General features: G+C 48.5%; 20 protein-coding genes. 7 read left to right on the plus strand and 13 right to left on the minus strand.

The window, feature by feature from the left end:
- Positions 1 to 353: 353 nt before the first annotated feature.
- From H5336_RS05065 to H5336_RS05075, 3 genes are all read right to left on the minus strand, one after another.
- Positions 354 to 887, minus strand: a complete 534-nt coding sequence (locus H5336_RS05065; protein ID WP_185232011.1) for a DUF805 domain-containing protein — start codon at positions 885 to 887, stop codon at positions 354 to 356.
- A gap of 340 nt (positions 888 to 1,227) precedes the next feature.
- Positions 1,228 to 1,539 carry a hypothetical protein gene (locus tag H5336_RS05070; RefSeq protein WP_185232013.1) on the minus strand — a complete coding sequence of 104 codons (312 nt, stop codon included), beginning with the start codon at positions 1,537 to 1,539 and terminating at the stop codon, positions 1,228 to 1,230.
- Positions 1,540 to 1,570: 31 nt separating this feature from the next.
- Positions 1,571 to 2,221 (minus strand): YiaD family glycine zipper/OmpA-like lipoprotein, encoded by a 651-nt coding sequence (locus H5336_RS05075; protein ID WP_185232015.1) that lies wholly within the window; start codon positions 2,219 to 2,221, stop codon positions 1,571 to 1,573.
- A gap of 88 nt (positions 2,222 to 2,309) precedes the next feature.
- On the opposite strand from H5336_RS05075, the gene H5336_RS05080 reads away from it, so the two are divergent.
- Complete coding sequence (locus tag H5336_RS05080) at positions 2,310 to 2,852, plus strand: leucine-rich repeat domain-containing protein (RefSeq protein ID WP_185232018.1); 543 nt, start codon at positions 2,310 to 2,312, stop codon at positions 2,850 to 2,852.
- Positions 2,853 to 2,956: 104 nt separating this feature from the next.
- On the opposite strand, the gene H5336_RS05085 is transcribed toward H5336_RS05080, so the two are convergent.
- The 6 genes from H5336_RS05085 to fabV form a co-directional block, all read right to left on the minus strand.
- Positions 2,957 to 3,223, minus strand: coding sequence for a PilZ domain-containing protein (locus H5336_RS05085; RefSeq protein WP_185232020.1), 267 nt, complete (start codon positions 3,221 to 3,223; stop codon positions 2,957 to 2,959).
- 511 nt (positions 3,224 to 3,734) lie between these two features.
- On the minus strand, positions 3,735 to 4,499 hold the full coding sequence (locus tag H5336_RS05090; RefSeq protein WP_185232023.1) for an MBL fold metallo-hydrolase: 765 nt from the start codon (positions 4,497 to 4,499) through the stop codon (positions 3,735 to 3,737).
- Between the two features lie 9 nt (positions 4,500 to 4,508).
- The gene (locus H5336_RS05095) at positions 4,509 to 5,714 is read right to left on the minus strand and encodes an NlpB/DapX family lipoprotein (protein WP_246439035.1); all 1,206 of its coding nucleotides are present in this window, start codon (positions 5,712 to 5,714) and stop codon (positions 4,509 to 4,511) included.
- A gap of 22 nt (positions 5,715 to 5,736) precedes the next feature.
- Positions 5,737 to 6,621, minus strand: a complete 885-nt coding sequence (dapA, locus tag H5336_RS05100) for a 4-hydroxy-tetrahydrodipicolinate synthase (RefSeq protein ID WP_185232025.1) — start codon at positions 6,619 to 6,621, stop codon at positions 5,737 to 5,739.
- Positions 6,622 to 6,717: 96 nt separating this feature from the next.
- Positions 6,718 to 7,755 (minus strand): NADP(H)-dependent aldo-keto reductase, encoded by a 1,038-nt coding sequence (locus H5336_RS05105; RefSeq protein WP_185232027.1) that lies wholly within the window; start codon positions 7,753 to 7,755, stop codon positions 6,718 to 6,720.
- 29 nt (positions 7,756 to 7,784) lie between these two features.
- Complete coding sequence (gene fabV / locus H5336_RS05110) at positions 7,785 to 8,975, minus strand: enoyl-ACP reductase FabV (protein ID WP_185232029.1); 1,191 nt, start codon at positions 8,973 to 8,975, stop codon at positions 7,785 to 7,787.
- Between the two features lie 112 nt (positions 8,976 to 9,087).
- On the opposite strand from fabV, the gene H5336_RS05115 reads away from it, so the two are divergent.
- The 6 genes from H5336_RS05115 (at position 9,088) to H5336_RS05140 (ending at position 13,422) form a co-directional block, all read left to right on the plus strand.
- Complete coding sequence (locus tag H5336_RS05115; protein WP_185232031.1) at positions 9,088 to 9,660, plus strand: MiaE family protein; 573 nt, start codon at positions 9,088 to 9,090, stop codon at positions 9,658 to 9,660.
- 24 nt (positions 9,661 to 9,684) lie between these two features.
- On the plus strand, positions 9,685 to 10,917 hold the full coding sequence (locus H5336_RS05120; RefSeq protein WP_185232033.1) for a glycosyltransferase family 2 protein: 1,233 nt from the start codon (positions 9,685 to 9,687) through the stop codon (positions 10,915 to 10,917).
- Positions 10,914 to 11,681: a sulfite exporter TauE/SafE family protein gene (locus H5336_RS05125; RefSeq protein ID WP_185232034.1), complete on the plus strand. Its 768-nt coding sequence runs from the start codon at positions 10,914 to 10,916 to the stop codon at positions 11,679 to 11,681. The genes H5336_RS05120 and H5336_RS05125 overlap by 4 nt, the downstream gene beginning before the upstream one ends.
- On the plus strand, positions 11,678 to 12,517 hold the full coding sequence (locus H5336_RS05130) for a CPBP family intramembrane glutamic endopeptidase (protein ID WP_185232036.1): 840 nt from the start codon (positions 11,678 to 11,680) through the stop codon (positions 12,515 to 12,517). Before H5336_RS05125 ends, H5336_RS05130 begins: the two co-directional genes overlap by 4 nt.
- A gap of 27 nt (positions 12,518 to 12,544) precedes the next feature.
- Positions 12,545 to 13,078, plus strand: coding sequence for a DUF2058 domain-containing protein (locus H5336_RS05135; protein WP_185232038.1), 534 nt, complete (start codon positions 12,545 to 12,547; stop codon positions 13,076 to 13,078).
- Between the two features lie 95 nt (positions 13,079 to 13,173).
- Positions 13,174 to 13,422 (plus strand): hypothetical protein, encoded by a 249-nt coding sequence (locus H5336_RS05140; protein WP_185232040.1) that lies wholly within the window; start codon positions 13,174 to 13,176, stop codon positions 13,420 to 13,422.
- 23 nt (positions 13,423 to 13,445) lie between these two features.
- Here the strand turns inward: H5336_RS05140 and H5336_RS05145 are convergent, their stop codons facing one another.
- Genes H5336_RS05145 through H5336_RS05160 form a run of 4 tightly spaced genes read right to left on the minus strand, consistent with a single transcriptional unit; the run spans position 13,446 to position 17,735 of the window.
- Complete coding sequence (locus H5336_RS05145; RefSeq protein WP_185232042.1) at positions 13,446 to 14,552, minus strand: ABC transporter permease; 1,107 nt, start codon at positions 14,550 to 14,552, stop codon at positions 13,446 to 13,448.
- Positions 14,552 to 15,493 carry an ABC transporter ATP-binding protein gene (locus H5336_RS23370; protein WP_313556291.1) on the minus strand — a complete coding sequence of 314 codons (942 nt, stop codon included), beginning with the start codon at positions 15,491 to 15,493 and terminating at the stop codon, positions 14,552 to 14,554. The genes H5336_RS05145 and H5336_RS23370 overlap by 1 nt, the downstream gene beginning before the upstream one ends.
- Complete coding sequence (locus H5336_RS05155) at positions 15,493 to 16,446, minus strand: HlyD family secretion protein (RefSeq protein WP_185232044.1); 954 nt, start codon at positions 16,444 to 16,446, stop codon at positions 15,493 to 15,495. The genes H5336_RS23370 and H5336_RS05155 overlap by 1 nt, the downstream gene beginning before the upstream one ends.
- Positions 16,443 to 17,735, minus strand: coding sequence for a hypothetical protein (locus H5336_RS05160; protein ID WP_221627985.1), 1,293 nt, complete (start codon positions 17,733 to 17,735; stop codon positions 16,443 to 16,445). Before H5336_RS05160 ends, H5336_RS05155 begins: the two co-directional genes overlap by 4 nt.
- Positions 17,736 to 17,812 lie beyond the last annotated feature (77 nt).

Raw genomic sequence — 17,812 nt, forward strand, 5'->3', positions numbered from 1 at the left:
CAGATTCGGAAATAGATAGGTTCAAAAAGTAGCAATTCACGCTTTTTCGGAAAGTTGTACTTGGGGAATCGGTGAGATCGACAGGGGCCGCGTCATAAAATGGGAATTTAAGCTGCTTACCAGCCTCTAAAGATCGAGACGGCTAGGAAATGAAAGCACCCGCCCTTAGCAAATAACAACAATCAGAACACGGGAGGGGTACGAATTAGGCCCGACAAGGGAAGGCACTGGAAGCTTTGAGTGAGACAATTTACCGCTTAAGGCATCTCACTCTGCATGAAACGTTTACCTAAACCATCGCAGCCACCAACGTAGACTCGAAGGAGTGGGGCACTTGCATGACCTAGCTGAATTTAAGGCATTTGCGCCGCTTTTGCGCGCTCAACATAGTCTTGGTAGGCAGGCACAGCGACTGCAGCCAGAATGCCCATAAAGACAAATGGTCCGAGCAAACCCAACCACAGGGCCGGATGGTTTTTTACTGGTGCCAAACCAAATTTATTCGATCCTTCCGTACCCGATGCAAAAATCATATACAAAGCCAGAATTAAATTGGCCAGTGGCACAATAAAAAGCAACAACAACCATGCCGATTTATCCAAATCGTGCAACCGTCGGCTTGCCAGAACAACAAACATCGCAAGAGCGGCAATATAAAATAACACTAGCGCAATACCTAAAACCATATTGCCCTCAGAAAGCATAGGAAGGAATACAGCAGCTGCAATTCCCACCACAAAATACAACACTACGTTGTAAATCATGGAATAGGTAAGGTATCTCAAGCGGCCTATCCGTCCTCCAAAACTAAAAATTTTTGGTTGGTAGCTTTCCTCTCCTAACTCTGGTGCTGCATTCGGGGCTGAATAGGGGTTGTGTTCTGTCATGAGTCGTCCTGCCGTTTGTCTATTGGTTTTGACATTGAATTAGTGAGGCGTTTTTTAATGACAAGGCGATAATACACGAAGCGCAGACGACGGCAATATGGCAAGACGCCATAATATCGCACCATCTGAGCTGCTAAGCGCCCCTAGCCTTTGACCGCAAAGAAAAACTACAAAGGAAACAAGAGCGACAGCTAAAAAACGCGTGCGAAAACTGAACCGTGTACGGAAGGCCGTACAGTAGAAACAAACATAACATCAATAGAAGATAGAGACGGCAACATCAACTGGCTCGAATTCATAAGCTCACGAAAAAAGTTCCAATACCGCGATCACAACCCTGCTAGCTAAGGATACCGATAAAACCCAAACCCAAGCAGAGCACACCCGTTATAAGCGCGTACTTGGCGAAAACAGCTTTTTTCAACGCGCTTTCACCTTCATGCACTATCTCTGCGCTGAAGGAATTTTTATAGCCATGCGCCAACACCCAACTAACAACACCAACAGTTTTGTGAAATGCGTATGGCGGCGGAGAACCTAGGGCCTCCCATTGGGGAAGGTCATTAGCTTTAAGCGTACGTATCAACTCAGGAAAACTGAGATTAAACACGCCCACCAAAATCAGTAAAGCCCCAACAGCTAACCCTATCACACACCTACCCTCCGCCTACGTTCATTACTTCTTACTCAAGCGCTTCCAGCTTTAGCTCCACTCGTCGATTCTGCTCACGCCCAGCAGCGGTAGAGTTGGTATCCATGGGATAGCGTGGGCCGTAGCCAACAGCATGTATTCGACCGGAGGCTATTTGGCGCTGGATTAAATATTGACGAACACTGCTTGCACGCTGCTCACTCAAGGTTTGGTTCGTCTCCAAAGAACCGGTGGAATCGGTATGGCCAGACACCATAATGGCCGTTTTTTTGAACTCAACAAGCACCTTGCTTACGGAATCCAAAACCGGATAAAACCGGGATTTAATCTCATATCGAGAAGTGGCAAAGGTAATATTACCCGGCATGACGAGGTGAATTGTATTGCCTTCACGGCGTACCTGCACACCAGAGCCCTGCAGCTCTTGGCGAAGCTTCGCCTCTTGGCGGTCCATATAGTAGCCAATACCGCCGCCCACAGCCGCACCCGCCACAGCACCGGTTAAAATCGCCTTATCACGATCGTCTTTGTCGGCAGTGGCCGCACCAAGAACAGCACCAGCAACCGCGCCAATACCCGCCCCTTTCGCCGTATTACTGGCCTTTTGTTCACCTGTGTAAGGGTCAATACTGGTACAACCATAAAGTAAGCCAAACAGACAAACGAGATACAACCGGTTCATAATTCCTCCGAAGCAACAACATGTTAATGATAAAATTTAAGAAACCTCTGAGTTCTAACCAACACCCCAGGCCCAGGATAACCATTCTATGACAACATCATCCCCTTATCTGCGCTTTAAGTCGCCATTCTTTACGTCATTGAAATGCATTGCGCTTATCGCCATCACCAGCTGCAGTCAGTACGAAGTCACTTTGAACGAAAAGACGATGTATGACCCGACAGAGTTCAGGCGCTCTGTAAATTTGGCCGACAAAGCATTGGATAACTGTGTAAAAAGTGCTCTACGGGAAGGCCGTGTCAGTCGCGCAACACAACTACGCCAGCTGCAGTGTGGTCCCGGTCAGATTCAATCACTTGCCGGCCTAGAAATTTTTAGCGAACTCGAAAGCCTAGGCCTAAGCCAAAATCAAATTACAGATTTGGCCCCCCTCATCCAACTGCCCCAATTGCGCCAACTGAACCTCGCTGCAAACAACATTATCGACGCCAGTCACCTGAAAAAGCTCAAACACCTTAGCTATTTAAATCTAGAGGCAAATCTGAATCTCAGTTGCAACAGCCTAAATTGGAGCAACGCCAACACCAAACTAGAGCTCCATAGCCCAAAGCACTGCAAACTCGATGAGTAAGAGCGCTGCCTATAGGGCGCAGACTGAAAGCCGTTTGATATCAATTAGGCAAGTAGGTAAACGCTTCAGCCAAATACACCGGTGAAAAGGTCAGCACTCGGTCGTTAGCCCGTAAACATCAACCCAACGGTATTTCGATTGGAGTGCATCACCCTCATGGACACCGGCTCTTCGTTGATGGGGCCAATGGCTTTACGGAATTTAACCGCGACTATAGTGCCCACAGGCGGTGGTGGATTGTTCTCAATGCTCACCTGCGCTCCACCATCTGAAATATCACGCGCGAAACCAATAATTGTGCCAAAGGCGGGGTGGATAATTTCAACACGAATAGACGTTGCTTTGCGCTCATATTGTCGTCTTTCGTCCACGCAGTGATCTCCTTAATTTTATTAACATTGTGTATCCCATTAAGCTTAGTCCATAGGCAACCGATTAACAGCTTCTGGCTCGCTAAGGGCGTTATTCTTATCCACAATTCCTGTGGATAACTCTGTGGTAAATCTCTTTACACCTGCCTCTATAAGGCAAGCATTCTCACTCCACCTTAGGTTGGCGGGATTTTAACCAATTTGAAATATTGCTTATTTTTCAATGAGTTACGCTATATCAAAAGCGCCAGGCAACGATTTATACGTTTCACGGTTTCTGGTGTTGCAATTTGTAACGCTTTGTGGAAAAGATTTTTAAGCCTATTTAGCGGCGCGAAGAGAGAGTGGCCACTTACTCTGGCAACATTTTCATTTTTCACTCACATTTATGACACATTACGCAAGTGATAAAGCGCCATATCGACTCTGAATTCCATATTAATCCAGCCTTTACAGAGACCCAGTTACAAATGTATTACGGCGCAGTAACACCTGCTCCCGAAAAGTAGCTTTATACGCCAAGCTCAAACCATTCGGAGGGATGACCTTGAGCCGCAAAATGAATATTTTTCTGGAAAGAGGTACTCGCAAAGGCTTCTCGAACAACCGAAAGGCAGTTATTTTTTTCGCTGATATGGCCAACCACCAAAGTAGACAGCGTGGGCATACTCGCCATTTCCAGAAACTCTACCGCCTGGGAATTATTCAAGTGCCCCCAGTCTCCGGCCACTCGCTGCTTTAGTGACCAAGGGTAGGGTCCCTGCGCCAACAACTGAGAGTCGTGGTTTGCCTCCAGCAACAATCCGTCGCAATGACTATAGGCTGCCAGAATATGCGGCGTAATACTGCCTAGGTCGGTTAGTACGCCGAGCTTTCTGCCCCCAGACTCAAATATAAATTGTGCCGGCTCTCGAGCATCATGGGGCACAGCTACAGGAGATACAGTGATATCGCCCACGGTAAACTGGCTGTAGCCAACAATGAGGTTCATATTGGGAATACGCCCGAAATCCCTACCTAGCTGAGTGCCAGGCGTCATATAGACCGGCAGCTTCAGCTGACGAGCTAGAGCACCAACGCCCTTGCAATGATCTGAATGTTCGTGGGTAACGAGAACGGCACTAATGTCCTCTAGAGATACGTCAAGGATCTCAAGCCGACGGCCAAGCTCCCGAACCGCGAAGCCGCAATCAACTAAAATCAGGCTCTCACGGCTTTTCACCAGGCAGGCGTTGCCCTTGCTGCCACTGCCTACCGTTGCAAACTGCAAAGCCAAATAGCCGCCTTAAATCAAGTTCTTTCTTAACAACCGAAGAAAGTCTTTAGCAATATCGTCTGGCAGACGTTCGCCGTGAGCATTACGGATATTCACCATCGTTTCAGACTGGTGTCGATAAAGAACCAACAAATAGCTTTGTGGGTCTTCTAGCTTGGAGTCAGAAAACGCTGCGCCTTCTATCTCGGAAAAACGCGATTTAACCGTTGCGCTCGCACTTAAGTTGGACAGTACTTCCTGCATAGAGTGGGCAGCTTGTTCGGGCAGCTCTTCATCAGAACTCCAGAAGCTGAGGCTACTAAAGAAACCCGGACCGTCTTCATCGTAAGGCGCATAACCTAAGTATATAACGCCCCGCTTAGCATCGGCCTCCCAAGTTTTAAAGCCTTCTTTATTGGCCGAATGAGCCACCGTTGCCCAGGCGCGCTCCTGCGTTAACCGGATCTGTAGCGTGGGTTCATCTTCAAAGCGAACAAAACCGGCTTTTAGATCGCCGCCTACATTCTGCCCTAGCAACGACGCCGCGTTATTGTCGACGGTCTCCGCTAGTGTGTTCGCTAACTCTTCCAGTAACCAAGCCTCGCGCTTCGGGTCATCAGAGACCTGCGGCCAGGCGACATTCACTTCTCCTGCGCGCAAAGACGCCTGACTGCGCTGCATCTGCAACACATGAATTTCGGTGGTTTCTGGGTGCATGCCTTTAGACAATTTAATCTGAAAACGCACACCGGTCTCTGTGTCGTCTTTAAATTGTAACCAGTCAGTTTCAATCAGCCCTGCCGAAGCATTGCTAGCCGCCACGGCCAGATCGAACTGGGAAAGAAAGTACTGGGTACGTGGCCATACTTGGGCCGTAGAGGCGTTAAGGTATATCCAGCGACTACCGCTAAGCTTTTGAATTTTTACACCGACGTCACCTTTATCACCCATCGGTAAGGGGCGCGGCACTTTGTATTCTCGAAGATTAACCGGGTCGCCAAACTCGTCCAACGAGTGCACACTAGGTATGCGATACATCTGCTGAGTTGGCACGCTCTCAATCTCAGCTGGCAGTTGCAACGGCTCAATGGCTGAAGCTGCAAGATAATCGTTGCCGCGACTGCGAAAAACACCGTGTTTACCAAAGAAGGCACTACACCCTGTTAGCCAGACGAGCGAGACAAGTAGAAAAATTTTAAATATTAGAGAAGTACGGCACATCGAATTAAACATCATATTGGTTTGTAAGCTTATCTTATTATTTTGAAAGACTGATACCGGCAGACTCAATGGCTGCCTCCAGTGCGGGCCTGTATTCTGCTGCCAAAGGCGTCAACGGCAAGCGTATAGCATCGCCGATTAGCCCCATGCGGTGCAGCGCCCACTTAACCGGAATAGGGTTAGCTTCCAAAAATAGCGTGTTGTGCAAAGGCATTAGGCGTTCATCAATGATTTGAGCTTCTTCGACATCTCCCGCCAGCGCCAGTTCACACAACTTTGCGGTTAGAGCCGGCGCCACGTTGGCGGTTACCGATATTTCACCGTGCCCACCAAGGCGCATAAATTCAAGTGCGGTGCCATCATCGCCCGACAGTAGAATAAACTCATCTGGCGTTACCGCCTGAATAGCCTGTAAACGCTCCATGCTGCCTGTGGCTTCTTTTATGCCAATAATATTGGGCAGCTCCGCTAACCGACCAACCGTATCGGCTTGCATATCCACAGCTGTGCGCCCCGGCACGTTGTATAGCAACTGGGGAATCGCAACACTTTCGGCAATAACTTTAAAATGCTGGTAAAGGCCTTCCTGGGGAGGCTTATTGTAGTAGGGCGTTACTAATAGACAAGCGTCAGCGCAGGCGTCTTTGGCTGCGGCGGTAAGTTCCAGCGCTTCAGAAGTAGAATTTGCCCCCGTGCCTGCCACAACAGGAATACGGCCATTGACTTGATCTACAACTTTGCGGATAACCTCCGCATGCTCGGCCATATTTAGGGTAGCGCTCTCACCGGTAGTGCCCACCGCCACAATGCCGTGAGTACCCTGCTCAATATGCCACTCCACGAGCTTATGCAGGGCATCCCAATCGAGCGAATTATCCGCTTTCATCGGGGTCACTAGCGCGACCATGCTGCCTTTAAACATAAACTTTCTCCAAACTTTGAGGGGGGTATTAACAAGGGCGTCAATGGTAATGGCGTGAGCGCTGACACTCAAGCAACAATTCAGCCCTCGCGCGCATCAGGGTGCCGGATTAGGGTATCGCTGATGAATTATCTCTATAGATGAAAGCACATCTTCAGTAAGCACCAACTCAGCAGCCTCCAAATTGGTTTTTAATTGCTCGAGGCTTGTTGCTCCAATAATATTGGCCGCTACAAACTCCCGGCCGTTCACAAAAGCAATCGCCAGCTGAGCAGGGGTAATGCCCTGTTCTTTGGCGAGATCCACATACGCCTGAACAGCCGCTTCGGTATTCACTTGCCCGTATCGCGTAAAACGCTCAAATAACGTAAGCCGGGCACCCTCGGGCTTTTTGCCTCCTAGGTACTTACCGGTAAGCACGCCGAACGCCAAAGGTGAATAAGCCAGCAATTGCACGCCCTCGCGCATGGCAAATTCAGCGGAGGCCACTTCAAATGTACGATTCAGTAAATTGTAGGGGTTTTGAATACTGACAATTTTCGGCCAGCCTTTTTGCTCGGCAACACGAAGATACTGATGAATCCCCCAAGGCGTTTCATTGGAAATACCCACCTGCCGCACTTTACCCTGCTCAACCAACTGTTCGAGCGCCGCCAAAGTTTCTTCTATGCTGTAACCGTCGTCGCCACCATGTTTATAACCAAGCTCGCCAAAAAAATTGGTCTGTCTCTCTGGCCAGTGCACTTGATAGAGGTCTATATAGTCTGTTTTTAAACGCTTTAACGAGCTTTCGGCCGCTTCTACTATGTGCTGCCGAGAAAGCCGCGGGCCACCGCGAATATGACCAACACCGGAATTGTGATCACCGCGCCCCACCACTTTTGTGGCCAATACAGTCTTTTCGCGATTGCCGCGGCTAAGCAACCAGTTACCGATGATTTTCTCGGATAAACCATAGGTTTCCGGGCGCGGAGGTATGGCATACATCTCCGCCGTGTCTATAAAATTCACACCATAATCAGCGGCCATGTCCATTTGGGCGAAGGCGTCCTGCTCGCTATTTTGCTCCCCCCAAGTCATGGAACCCAAGCAAATCAAGCTAACATTAATATTACCCAGCGATCGATACTTCAACGAACCACCCCAAATAAAAGAAGCAAGTATTACTCCACCAACTCAAGTGCCGCCTCATTACTGACATCGGCTTCGTAGTCCACACCCTCAATAGAAAAACCAAAGAGGTTTAAAAATTCTGTCTGGTAGCCTTTAAAGTCGGTCAAATCCATAAGGTTTTCTTCCGTTACCGCGGACCAAATCTCTTCAACCTTAGCCTGAACAGCGAGAGCCAACTCCAGCTCATCTACACGGAAGCGGTTACCCTCATCCAAACGCGGGCTATCGGTGTATAAACACTCAGCGAACAGGCGATGCAGCTGCTCTATACAACCTTCATGGCTGCCCTGCTCCTTCATCACCTTAAACAAAATAGAAAGGTACAGCGGCATGATAGGAATGGCGGAGCTAGCTTGCGTTACTACCGCTTTCAGCACCGCTACATTAGCACTGCCGCCGATTCCCGAAAGAGATGCAGTAATGGCGGTAGCGGCGCGATCCAAATCCTCTTTGGCTCTACCAATGGTTGCGTGGCCATAAATCGGCCAGGTGAGCTTTTCACCAAGGTAGGTATAAGCAACCGTTTTCGCTCCATCGGCCAGAACGTCGGCATCGCTAAGCGCTTTCATCCACAGCTCCCAGTCTTCCCCGCCCATTACCTTAACGGTTTGAGCTATTTCGTCTTCATTGGCAGGCTCGATAGTGGTTTCAGAGATTTTCAGGGTGTCGGTATTTAAGCCTTTAGAGGTATAGGTTTTTCCAACAGGCTTGAGCACAGAGGAATACACTTCACCTGAATCGGGATCCTTACGTCGCGGTGATGCAAGGCTGTAGACAACCAAATCAACTTTGCCCATTTCAGCTTTAATAACATCAATCGCTTTGGCTTTAATTTCATGGGAGAACGCATCGCCATTAATGCTTTTTGCCCACAAGCCAGCCTCTTCAGCGGCCGCGTGAAATGCAGCCGAATTGTAATAACCCGCTGTACCAGACTTTCGCTCGGTGCCTATTTTCTCGAAAAATAAACCCAACGTTTTTGCACCACAGCCAAAAGCAGCCGAAATACGTGATGCCAAACCGTAGCCCGTAGAAGCACCAATCACCAGAACACTTTTTGGGCCGTTCTCGATCGAAGGCTGAGCCTTAATATAATCGATTTGATGCGAAACGCTGGCAGCACAGCCCTTTGGGTGGGCATTAGTGCAGATAAAACCACGAACTTTTGGCTTGATAATCATGCTGGATTTCCTGATTCGGTTGTTCTTTTAAGCAGCCTGGAACCGGTCATCTACAGGCTCCTAGGGTATACTGGCCGCGCATTATACCTCAGGACGGTTAAGCCGCTACATTATGTGCAAATTACGCTACAAAACTCCCCAGGCGTGGACAGATACTGTTCTCGCCAATCTTGATGCTTTTTTGATCGATCATGCCGCAGCCGAAAAAAAGGCTTCGGGTATGGCCATATCCATGTTGTCGCACTACCCCGACAAACCCGACATTGTTGAAGCCATGATCGACTTAAGCATCGAAGAAATGATGCACTTTCGTGAAGTCGTAAAAATTATGAGCAAACGCGGCCTGCAATTAGGTGTCGACACCCGCGACCCTTACGTCAACAACCTGCGTAAACTCACGCGCAAGGGCAGCGATGTGTACCTGCTCGACCGTTTGCTACTAGGCAGTGTTATCGAAGCTCGAGGTTGTGAAAGATTTGGCTTGATCGCCGAGGCATTACCGCCCGGCGAATTAAAAGCGTTTTATATCGCTATTACTGAATCCGAAGCTCGTCACGAAGACCTATTCGAAAAACTGGCGTTAAACTATTTTGAACAATCCGTAGTTGAAGATCGACTGAATGAAATACTCGAAGCAGAAGCCGATATTGTCGCCGACCTACCCATCATTGCCGCACTGCACTAGCAGGCATTAAGGGCGCCTCTAATAATGAGTGCTATCAGAAAATACCTTCAGCAATATGCCGAAGCCGAAATTCGCTTACTTACGGATCTACCGCCGTTCAGTGTCGACCACTGCTTAGTGATTCCTGCACGGAATGAATCCTGCGATTTCATTCAACGGTTTTTTGATCTCGCTGCTAGCTATACAGCTAACTGTTTACTCATATTAGTGGTAAACCGCCCAGACACGCAAACCGACAATCAGGAAAACCTGGCACTGGAACAGCAAGCGCTAACGTTTTTTGGCAGCGCTCTCTGGCAAAATGGCAACCTCAGCCTGTACCAACAACACAATTGTTATTTATTTCTCGTTGATCGACATAAAGCGCACCCCATACCCCCTAAGCAAGGCGTGGGCCTAGCAAGGAAAATCGCCAGCGACATGGCCTGCGAGCTTTACCAGCAGAAAAAGCTAACCAAGCAATGGGTTTACTCAACCGATGCCGATGCCTACCTTCCGTCAAACTATTTTAGCTCCGCGGCAACAACAGATAAAAACAACAGTGCATTGGTTTTTAGTTTCGAACATACCAATAAGGTGGAACCCCAGCCCACAGTAGCATGTTGGCATGCTACACAATTATACGAACAGGCCCTAAAGTACTTCCACAGAGCGCTTCAGTGGTCTGGCTCCCCCTACGCGTTTTACACGCTTGGTAGTACGCTTGCATTTTCTATTGAGCACTACTGTCAGGCTAGAGGCTTTCCTAAGCGAGCCGGCGGTGAAGATTTCTACCTTTTAAATAAACTTGCAAAGCTAGGGCAAGTAGAATTTTGCGGAAATATCTCGGTTAAAATTGCCGCAAGGGAATCAAACAGGGTTCCTTTTGGAACAGGGCCCGCCGTAGCCAAAATAATGGCGCTAGATCCCGACCGCCAAGAATACTGCTATTACAATGCTGCAATATATCCCTACCTTCGAAGCTTGTTGGAATCCATTGAGAAAATGTGGGCAGCCCTCCGTAACGGAAACGATCCCCTGCAGACACTACCCAATATTTTGCGTATGCCTCTGAAACAATTAGGTATCGATAAATTTTTTACGCACTCGCAATCACACTGCAGCTCCCTCACGGCGTTCGAGACCCAATTCCATCAGTGGTTTGACGCCTTTTTAACGCTTAAATTAATTCACGCACTTCAAGAAACGACCTTCCCGCCCCAGCCGCTACAATCAGCCATTGAAGAGTTTCAAAGCATACAAGAAAGTTCACTATGACGGACCTAGCCGAGCAGTCAATGCTACTGGTGGTAGCCCTTATTTCAAACTTAGTGTCGGCAATGGCTGGCGGTGGTGCCGGTTTACTGCAATTGCCTGCACTGATATTCCTTGGCCTACCATTTTCTATGGCCTTGGCAACACACAAAATTGCAACCGTTGCTCTTGGTGCTGGCGCAACACTTAAGCATGCGCAACAACGAAACACCCACTTAGCCTTTGCATTGCTCATGCTAACGGCCGGAATCCCTGGCGTGATCATAGGCGCGAATGTCATTCTGAGTATTCCTGAGCACATCGCTAAAGCATCCCTTGGCATGCTCACCATTGCCCTGGGCGTATACTCCTATTTCAAAAAGCAATTGGGTAAAACCCAAAACACTAAAAACCGCACCCTAGGCGGGTATATTGGCGGCGCATTCGGTCTATTTATTCTCGGTTTTTTCAACGGATCGCTAACCTCTGGCACCGGACTTTTTGTCACCATGTGGTTAGTTACATGGTTTGGCTTTGACTACAAGCGAGCAACCGCCTATACCATGATTTTAGTAGGCTTATTCTGGAACGGTACCGGCGCCCTTACTCTAGCGCTGTTAACCACGGTAAAATGGGAGTGGCTACCGATGCTGCTGCTCGGTTCTCTAATTGGGGGTTACAGCGGCGCCCATATTGCGGTTAAATACGGCAACCCGCTCATTAAACGCGTATTCGAAGTGGTCACCATACTGGTGGGCCTTTCACTGATTATCAGCACATTACCATGAAAAAACTTTTTGCTTTAGACCCCCGTAATATTTTTGTAGCACTGGACGAAATAGACCAGCAGGCGCCCTCCTATACGCTCAACCGACACGATAGCCTGCGACGAATCTTCTGGACACTCGCCTGCGTATGCGTTTGCCTGCTGCTCATCCACTATTTGAAGTACTTCTCTGCTTTCTCGGCCACCTTAGAAATGCTCTCTAAATGGCAAGGTAAGCAAAGTAACTACTGGGAAATCCAATTAAGGCACCATGAATTCATCCACTTAGCGGCCTACGGTTGGTGGACGCTATGGCATATAATCGGTTATGTCGTAATCCCGTTCTTTATTATTCGCTATGCATTAAAAACCAGCTTTACGGATATGGGTTGGCGATTTAACGATACCCGCAAACACTGGAAGGGCTATTTATTACTGCTTACGCCCATTTTGTTTTTTATATTTCTCGTAAGTTTTCGCGAAGACTTTATTAACCACTATCCCTTTTACAAAAAAGCAGGCAGAAGCTGGTTTGATTTCATAACTTGGGAAATACTTTACCTAACGCAATTTATTTGTCTGGAATTCTTCTTTCGAGGTTTTATCATCAATGCCTTAAGGCCCGCCATGGGCGCCAATGCCGTATGGATGATGTGTGTACCCTACTTAATGATCCACTTCCCCAAACTCTGGATGGAAGCCACTGGCGCAATTTTGTTTGGGTTGTTTTTAGGCATACTCGCCCTACGCTCACGCTCCATTTGGGGTGGTTTTTTTGTACACGCAGGTGTGGCAGTAGGGATGGATGTGGCATCGCTATTACGGCAGGGCACCATCCCCACACATCTATGGCCATAAAAATTCAGTTACAGCGAGAAAATAATTATGAGCAACCTACAAGACCAACTGTTAAAAGCCGGTTTGGTAGATTCCAAAAAAGCTAAGCAGGTTAAAAAACAAAAAGCCAAACAAAAAAAGGTTGAGCGAAAATCATCTCAACCCGTTATCGACGAAACCAAAGAAGCCTCAAAGCGCGCTATGGCCGAAAAAGCCGAACGCGACCGCCAGTTAAATGCGCAGCGAAATGCCGAAGCCGAGAAGAAAGCCATACTCGCGCAGATCCGCCAGCTGGTCACCATTAACGCCATCTCCCGTGATGGTGACATCGCCTATAACTTTAAAGACGGCACCACCATCAAAAAGATTCTAGTCTCCGCTAAGCAACAAGGTGAGCTGTCAAGAGGGCAACTAGCCGTAGCCAAACTGGGCGAAAACTACTCTTTAATCCCCGCAGCTGTTGCGGCCAAAATAGAACAGCGCAGTACGGAAACCATTATCGCCCTAGCCGACAAAGCACACAATGTGGAAGACGATGATCCCTACGCAGATTATCAAATTCCAGATGATTTAATGTGGTAATACTTCAGTAAATTCGATTACCTAAGGAACAAAATTAGCACCTGCGATTCTAACAACTAAGTTTTTCCACACAGAATCACCGCACGGAGGTTTGCATGGGTACTTTTCAGTCATCTCTTCGCTGGTTATTATGTCCATTTGCGGCATATATGCTTGCCACAACAGGCTGTAGCTTCACCAAAGATACCGCAGCCAATATCATAATTCCGGAAGTGATGGATGGAAAAATGAACAGGGGGTCTCACTGTAATTTGTTACAGGTAGAGTGCCAAGAGCAATTTTACCGAGAATGGCAAACCCCTGATGGCGAGAGAATGTGTACCTGCGACAACAAGAGTGCTTAAAGCACGCCTTGATACGACCTATATCAATCTAGGCGCTTGCTGAAGCGCATAGAGGCTACCACCAAGCCCAGCACACTAAACCCAATCAGCCATAATGAGTCGACCAGTAACACCTGCACTTCGGCTCCACGCAGAACAACAGCACGGATCATTCTCATAAAATGCGTTGCCGGTAATGCTTCGGCAATGTACTGTGCGACTGTCGGCATCGCCTCGTAGGGAAACATAAAACCGCTTAATAAAATCGACGGCAGCAATACAAAAACAGTCATTTGCATGGCCTGGAGTTGTGTTTTCGCTACGGTAGAAATAATCAAACCCAAGGTTAAGCTTGCGGCAATAAAGAGCAATGTCGCCATATAAATATGCAGTAAAGACCCGTTAATAGGCACATCAAAAACCCAGTAACCCAACAACAGAATAATACTTACCTGCAACAAGCCTATAAAAATATAAGGCACTATTTTACCGATCATCAATTCAATGGGTTTGATCGGTGTGGTAATGAGCAATTCCAAGTTGCCACGCTCACGTTCACGCACAATGGCCGTTGAGGTAAACAAAATCATGGTCATGGTTAAGATCACGGCGGTAAGCCCCGGTACAATATTGACCGCAGATCGACGCGTAGGATTAAAGAAAAGCGCGACCTCAAATGTAGGCTTATGAACAGCACGCTTTAAATTCGGCTCAACTATAAGTTGGTCCAGCGACATTTGCCGCAACTGCAACAACGCGGAACTCACCATAGTATCCGATGCATCCACCAGCCATTGCGCCAATATATCTTCACGCACAATGCGCGCGGTCAAATCCGCAGGGAAGATCATTGCCGCACGAATATCACCTCGCACAATCGCTTCTTCTGCTTCCTGCGGTGTGTTAAAGCGCTGGTGGACCCTTACCACTTGGGTAGCCTTCACCGCCTGTTCAATGATGCGAGCGGCACCACTACCACTCAGGTCAACAACGCCTATAGGGATATGCCGTACATCGGTATTAATGGCGTAACCAAAAAGTAATAGCTGTACCAGCGGGATCATAACAACCATGCCAAACGTCATACGATCTCGACGCAGCTGAACAAACTCCTTAAAGATTACCGCCAAAATTCTTCGCTGCGAAAGCATTATGCCGTTGGCCCCCCGGTGACGGTTACAAAAACATCCTCCAGACTTGGATAGACTTTAGTGCACACCAACGAATCATTTTCCAATGTGGTTTTCAGGTAGGGAATTGGTTGTGCAATAGAATCAGCAACTAAAACCCTAAGCCTAACCCCCTGTTGAGCCACCGATTTAACATCCGGCAGGGCCACAAGTTTTGCTTTGAGTTCGCGTAAATTAGTGGCTTCTACCTCAACAACCGTTGCACCGATTTCATTCATAAGTGCTTGCGGTGAACCCTCAGCACAAAGGCGCCCCTCATCCAAAATAGCAAGCCGATGGCAACGCTCGGCTTCGTCCATGTAGTGGGTTGAGACTAAAATAGTGGTTCCCGCATCACATAGGTCGAATAGCATTTCCCAAAAATTCCGACGGTTTTCAGGATCTACCGCCGATGTTGGCTCATCTAAAAAAAGTAAATCCGGCTCATGTAAAGTTGCTGCTGCCAACGCTAACCGCTGTCGCTGGCCGCCACTCATGCTCCCCGTTCGCTGCTTAGCTATGTCGAGAAGAGAATAACGCTCGAGCAACCACTGAATCCTTGCTTGCAATTGCTTTTTTGGCAGGCGATAAATTTTGCCCATGAATTTTAAATTTTCGGCTGCGGTTAAATCTTCATATAACGAAAACTTTTGGGTCATATAGCCAATACGTAAACGCAATGCTTCAGCCTGTTTTGGCACCTCCAACCCAAGCACGTTAACACTACCCTCGCTGGGAGAAAGCAACCCGCATAGCATGCGAATTGTGGTAGATTTGCCACAACCGTTGGGGCCTAAAAAGCCATATATGGAAGCGCGAGGCACCCTTAAGCTAAGCCGGTCTACGGCCACAAATTCACCAAAGCGTCGGGTGAGCTGATTGGCCTCAATGGCGATGGCATTGGGTGAAGATTCGCTTACCACTATGGTGCCTTCAATAAAACTTCAGCTGGTACACCAGAAGCGAGATCAGTACCTGTTGGTAGCTCAAATTCCGCTAGGTAGACCAACCGAGAACGATCACGCTCATTCATCGCATAATAAGGCGTAAAGGCTGGGTCGGAAGAGATCCACCTCAGCTGGCCTTCAAACGTTTCTTCCATACCGTCAATAATCACTGAGCGCTTAGCGCCAACCTTTAAGCTGGCACGCGCCGGTTCAGGCACATACACCCGAGCGTAAGGCGCGTCGCCCGCAAGCACAATAGCCACAGCTGAACCCGCGGCTACTCGCTCACCAGTATTCCACGGCAAGCTATCCAGTAGCCCATCTCTGGTAGCAACAACGTTTAACTCACCGAGTTGAATTTGTTCTAGGGTCAACTGTGCCTGCGCCGATTTATAGGTCGCTTCGGCCTCTTCTAGGTCTTCCTTACGTGTACCGTTCGTTAGCACCAACAGATGCTTACGCGCACTCTCCAGCTCTGCTTCGGCGGAATCTCGCCGTGCGACGGCGGCATCCATCTGCGCCTGTGTATTTAATTTTTTAAGGCTTAATTCACGTGCACGTTGGTAATTTTTTTCGGCCACCGTCAGTGCCGCCATAGCACCATTCACCTGAGCTTTTGCAACGTCGATATCTTCGACTCGTGCGCCATTGCGCAATTTCTCCCATATCGCGGCCATTCGAGCAACATCCGCCTCGGCTTTGGCTGTTCGCGCAAGCTGACGCCGGTTATCCAGCTTCACCAGCAACGTGCCCTGCTGAACATAACGGCCTTCTTTCACCGGCTGCTCAAGAATAATTTCCGCAGCGGTTGCTTTATGAATAATGCGATCTCGCTCAATAGTTCCCAATGCGCTCAGTTCACCACTACGGTCACAGGCACTTAACAGCAGTAATAGCGAGAGTTTAAATAGCCGTCTGGTTAATTTCATTCTGACCCTCGCACCCGTTCGCTCTGAAGCACTTTCGAAACTCCCCCGGTAATGAATGTAAACGTGTTAACTAAGTCTCTGGTATCCACTTTACGTCGCACCATTAATTCGCGGACAATATCGTCAAGCGTATATTTGCCTTGGCTTACGGCCCGAACTTCAGCATCTAACGTATAAAACAGGACGTATGCGGCAGCAGTGTTAGCGCCTGAAGATTCGTGAGCACTTAACGTGCGGATATGGGCCGCGCGTTTTTTTTGTGCCTCTAGGATACGTTCACGTCGGTTACTGCTGATACCCCCTGCACGGTACAACAACTCAACAGAATAGAACTCGGCAATACCCTCGGCAATCCAATCAAAGTTTTTCTTGCCACGGATCCGGGTCACCATATGGACAAATTCGTGCGCCAGCGCGCTAGTGCCATTTTCACTGACAATGGGTCGCGCTGCGTGCATGTAGAAAGAATTGGGCGCAGAAAGTCCTCCACGCCATAGTGGGTCATCGCCCCCTACAATTAGCACTTTTTCAGGCATGCGGCCAAAAGCAGCCTCCATTTTCGGCCAAAGAATTTGAGCATACACCAGAATATCCATACGTCGCATGCCAGACCCCTCGGGGGCACTCACCGCTACACGAGAACGACGGTCTCCGGAAAGCAGAATAACTTCACGCCGTGTGGCAATTTTACCTGCAAGCATCCACCCTGTGGGGCGATCAAAATTGCGCTCGCCATTCTCAATTTTAAAGGTGGGCGCTTTCCCGCCCTTGTCAGTGGGCTTTGTCCGCGTCCAACCGGTATTTACTGACCACCCCTCGGGCAGGTCAAACACAAGTGTCGCGCTGGACTTAGCCCCTTTTCGAGTGAAACTGCGTACCGAAGGAACCATATCATCACCACGAAACAGCGTGTAATTTGGCGTAATGATGGCGTCATAGGCTTTAGAGCCGCCATTCGATTCTCGCTCGCTATTCACCGAACAACGATACTTAAGCACCGCCGTGGACCCCTCGGGCAGCCAAGCCAACCGATCACCTACTCGCGTCAACCCTGCCTGGCTGCGGAAATCATAACAGCGGCTATTCTTAAGATTGAAATCCAGCTTCCGAACTAATTCGGCGTGCTCGACCGAAAGCGTGACGTCGATACTTTTCTCTTCAGGCCGGGGCTTAAAACGATACTCAAGCGCATACTGCAAAGGCTCCGCTAGCGGTTTAGTCTCGGCATGTATCGCGCAACAACAAAAAAACGGCGTTAGAAGCAAGACTGCATAATGTCTTATTCGCATCAAATCGGAACCACCCTGCTTTGAAAAAAAGGGTTATTTTATATATGAAGCCAAATTGTACCCCTATCAAACCCGCC

Origin of the sequence: Teredinibacter franksiae, from assembly GCF_014218805.1 — a bacterium.
Taxonomy (GTDB): Bacteria; Pseudomonadota; Gammaproteobacteria; order Pseudomonadales; family Cellvibrionaceae; genus Teredinibacter; species Teredinibacter franksiae.

Coding starts and splice junctions, on each gene's coding strand:
- H5336_RS05065 (WP_185232011.1), bottom strand. CDS start 887: ATGACAGAACACAACCCCTATTCAGCCCCGAATGCAGCACCAGAGTTA.
- H5336_RS05075 (WP_185232015.1), bottom strand. CDS start 2,221: ATGAACCGGTTGTATCTCGTTTGTCTGTTTGGCTTACTTTATGGTTGT.
- H5336_RS05080 (WP_185232018.1), top strand. CDS start 2,310: ATGACAACATCATCCCCTTATCTGCGCTTTAAGTCGCCATTCTTTACG.
- H5336_RS05095 (WP_246439035.1), bottom strand. CDS start 5,714: ATGATGTTTAATTCGATGTGCCGTACTTCTCTAATATTTAAAATTTTT.
- dapA (WP_185232025.1), bottom strand. CDS start 6,621: ATGTTTAAAGGCAGCATGGTCGCGCTAGTGACCCCGATGAAAGCGGAT.
- fabV (WP_185232029.1), bottom strand. CDS start 8,975: ATGATTATCAAGCCAAAAGTTCGTGGTTTTATCTGCACTAATGCCCAC.
- H5336_RS05115 (WP_185232031.1), top strand. CDS start 9,088: ATGTGCAAATTACGCTACAAAACTCCCCAGGCGTGGACAGATACTGTT.
- H5336_RS05120 (WP_185232033.1), top strand. CDS start 9,685: ATGAGTGCTATCAGAAAATACCTTCAGCAATATGCCGAAGCCGAAATT.
- H5336_RS05125 (WP_185232034.1), top strand. CDS start 10,914: ATGACGGACCTAGCCGAGCAGTCAATGCTACTGGTGGTAGCCCTTATT.
- H5336_RS05130 (WP_185232036.1), top strand. CDS start 11,678: ATGAAAAAACTTTTTGCTTTAGACCCCCGTAATATTTTTGTAGCACTG.
- H5336_RS05135 (WP_185232038.1), top strand. CDS start 12,545: ATGAGCAACCTACAAGACCAACTGTTAAAAGCCGGTTTGGTAGATTCC.
- H5336_RS05140 (WP_185232040.1), top strand. CDS start 13,174: ATGGGTACTTTTCAGTCATCTCTTCGCTGGTTATTATGTCCATTTGCG.
- H5336_RS05145 (WP_185232042.1), bottom strand. CDS start 14,552: ATGCTTTCGCAGCGAAGAATTTTGGCGGTAATCTTTAAGGAGTTTGTT.
- H5336_RS05155 (WP_185232044.1), bottom strand. CDS start 16,446: ATGAAATTAACCAGACGGCTATTTAAACTCTCGCTATTACTGCTGTTA.
- H5336_RS05160 (WP_221627985.1), bottom strand. CDS start 17,735: ATGCGAATAAGACATTATGCAGTCTTGCTTCTAACGCCGTTTTTTTGT.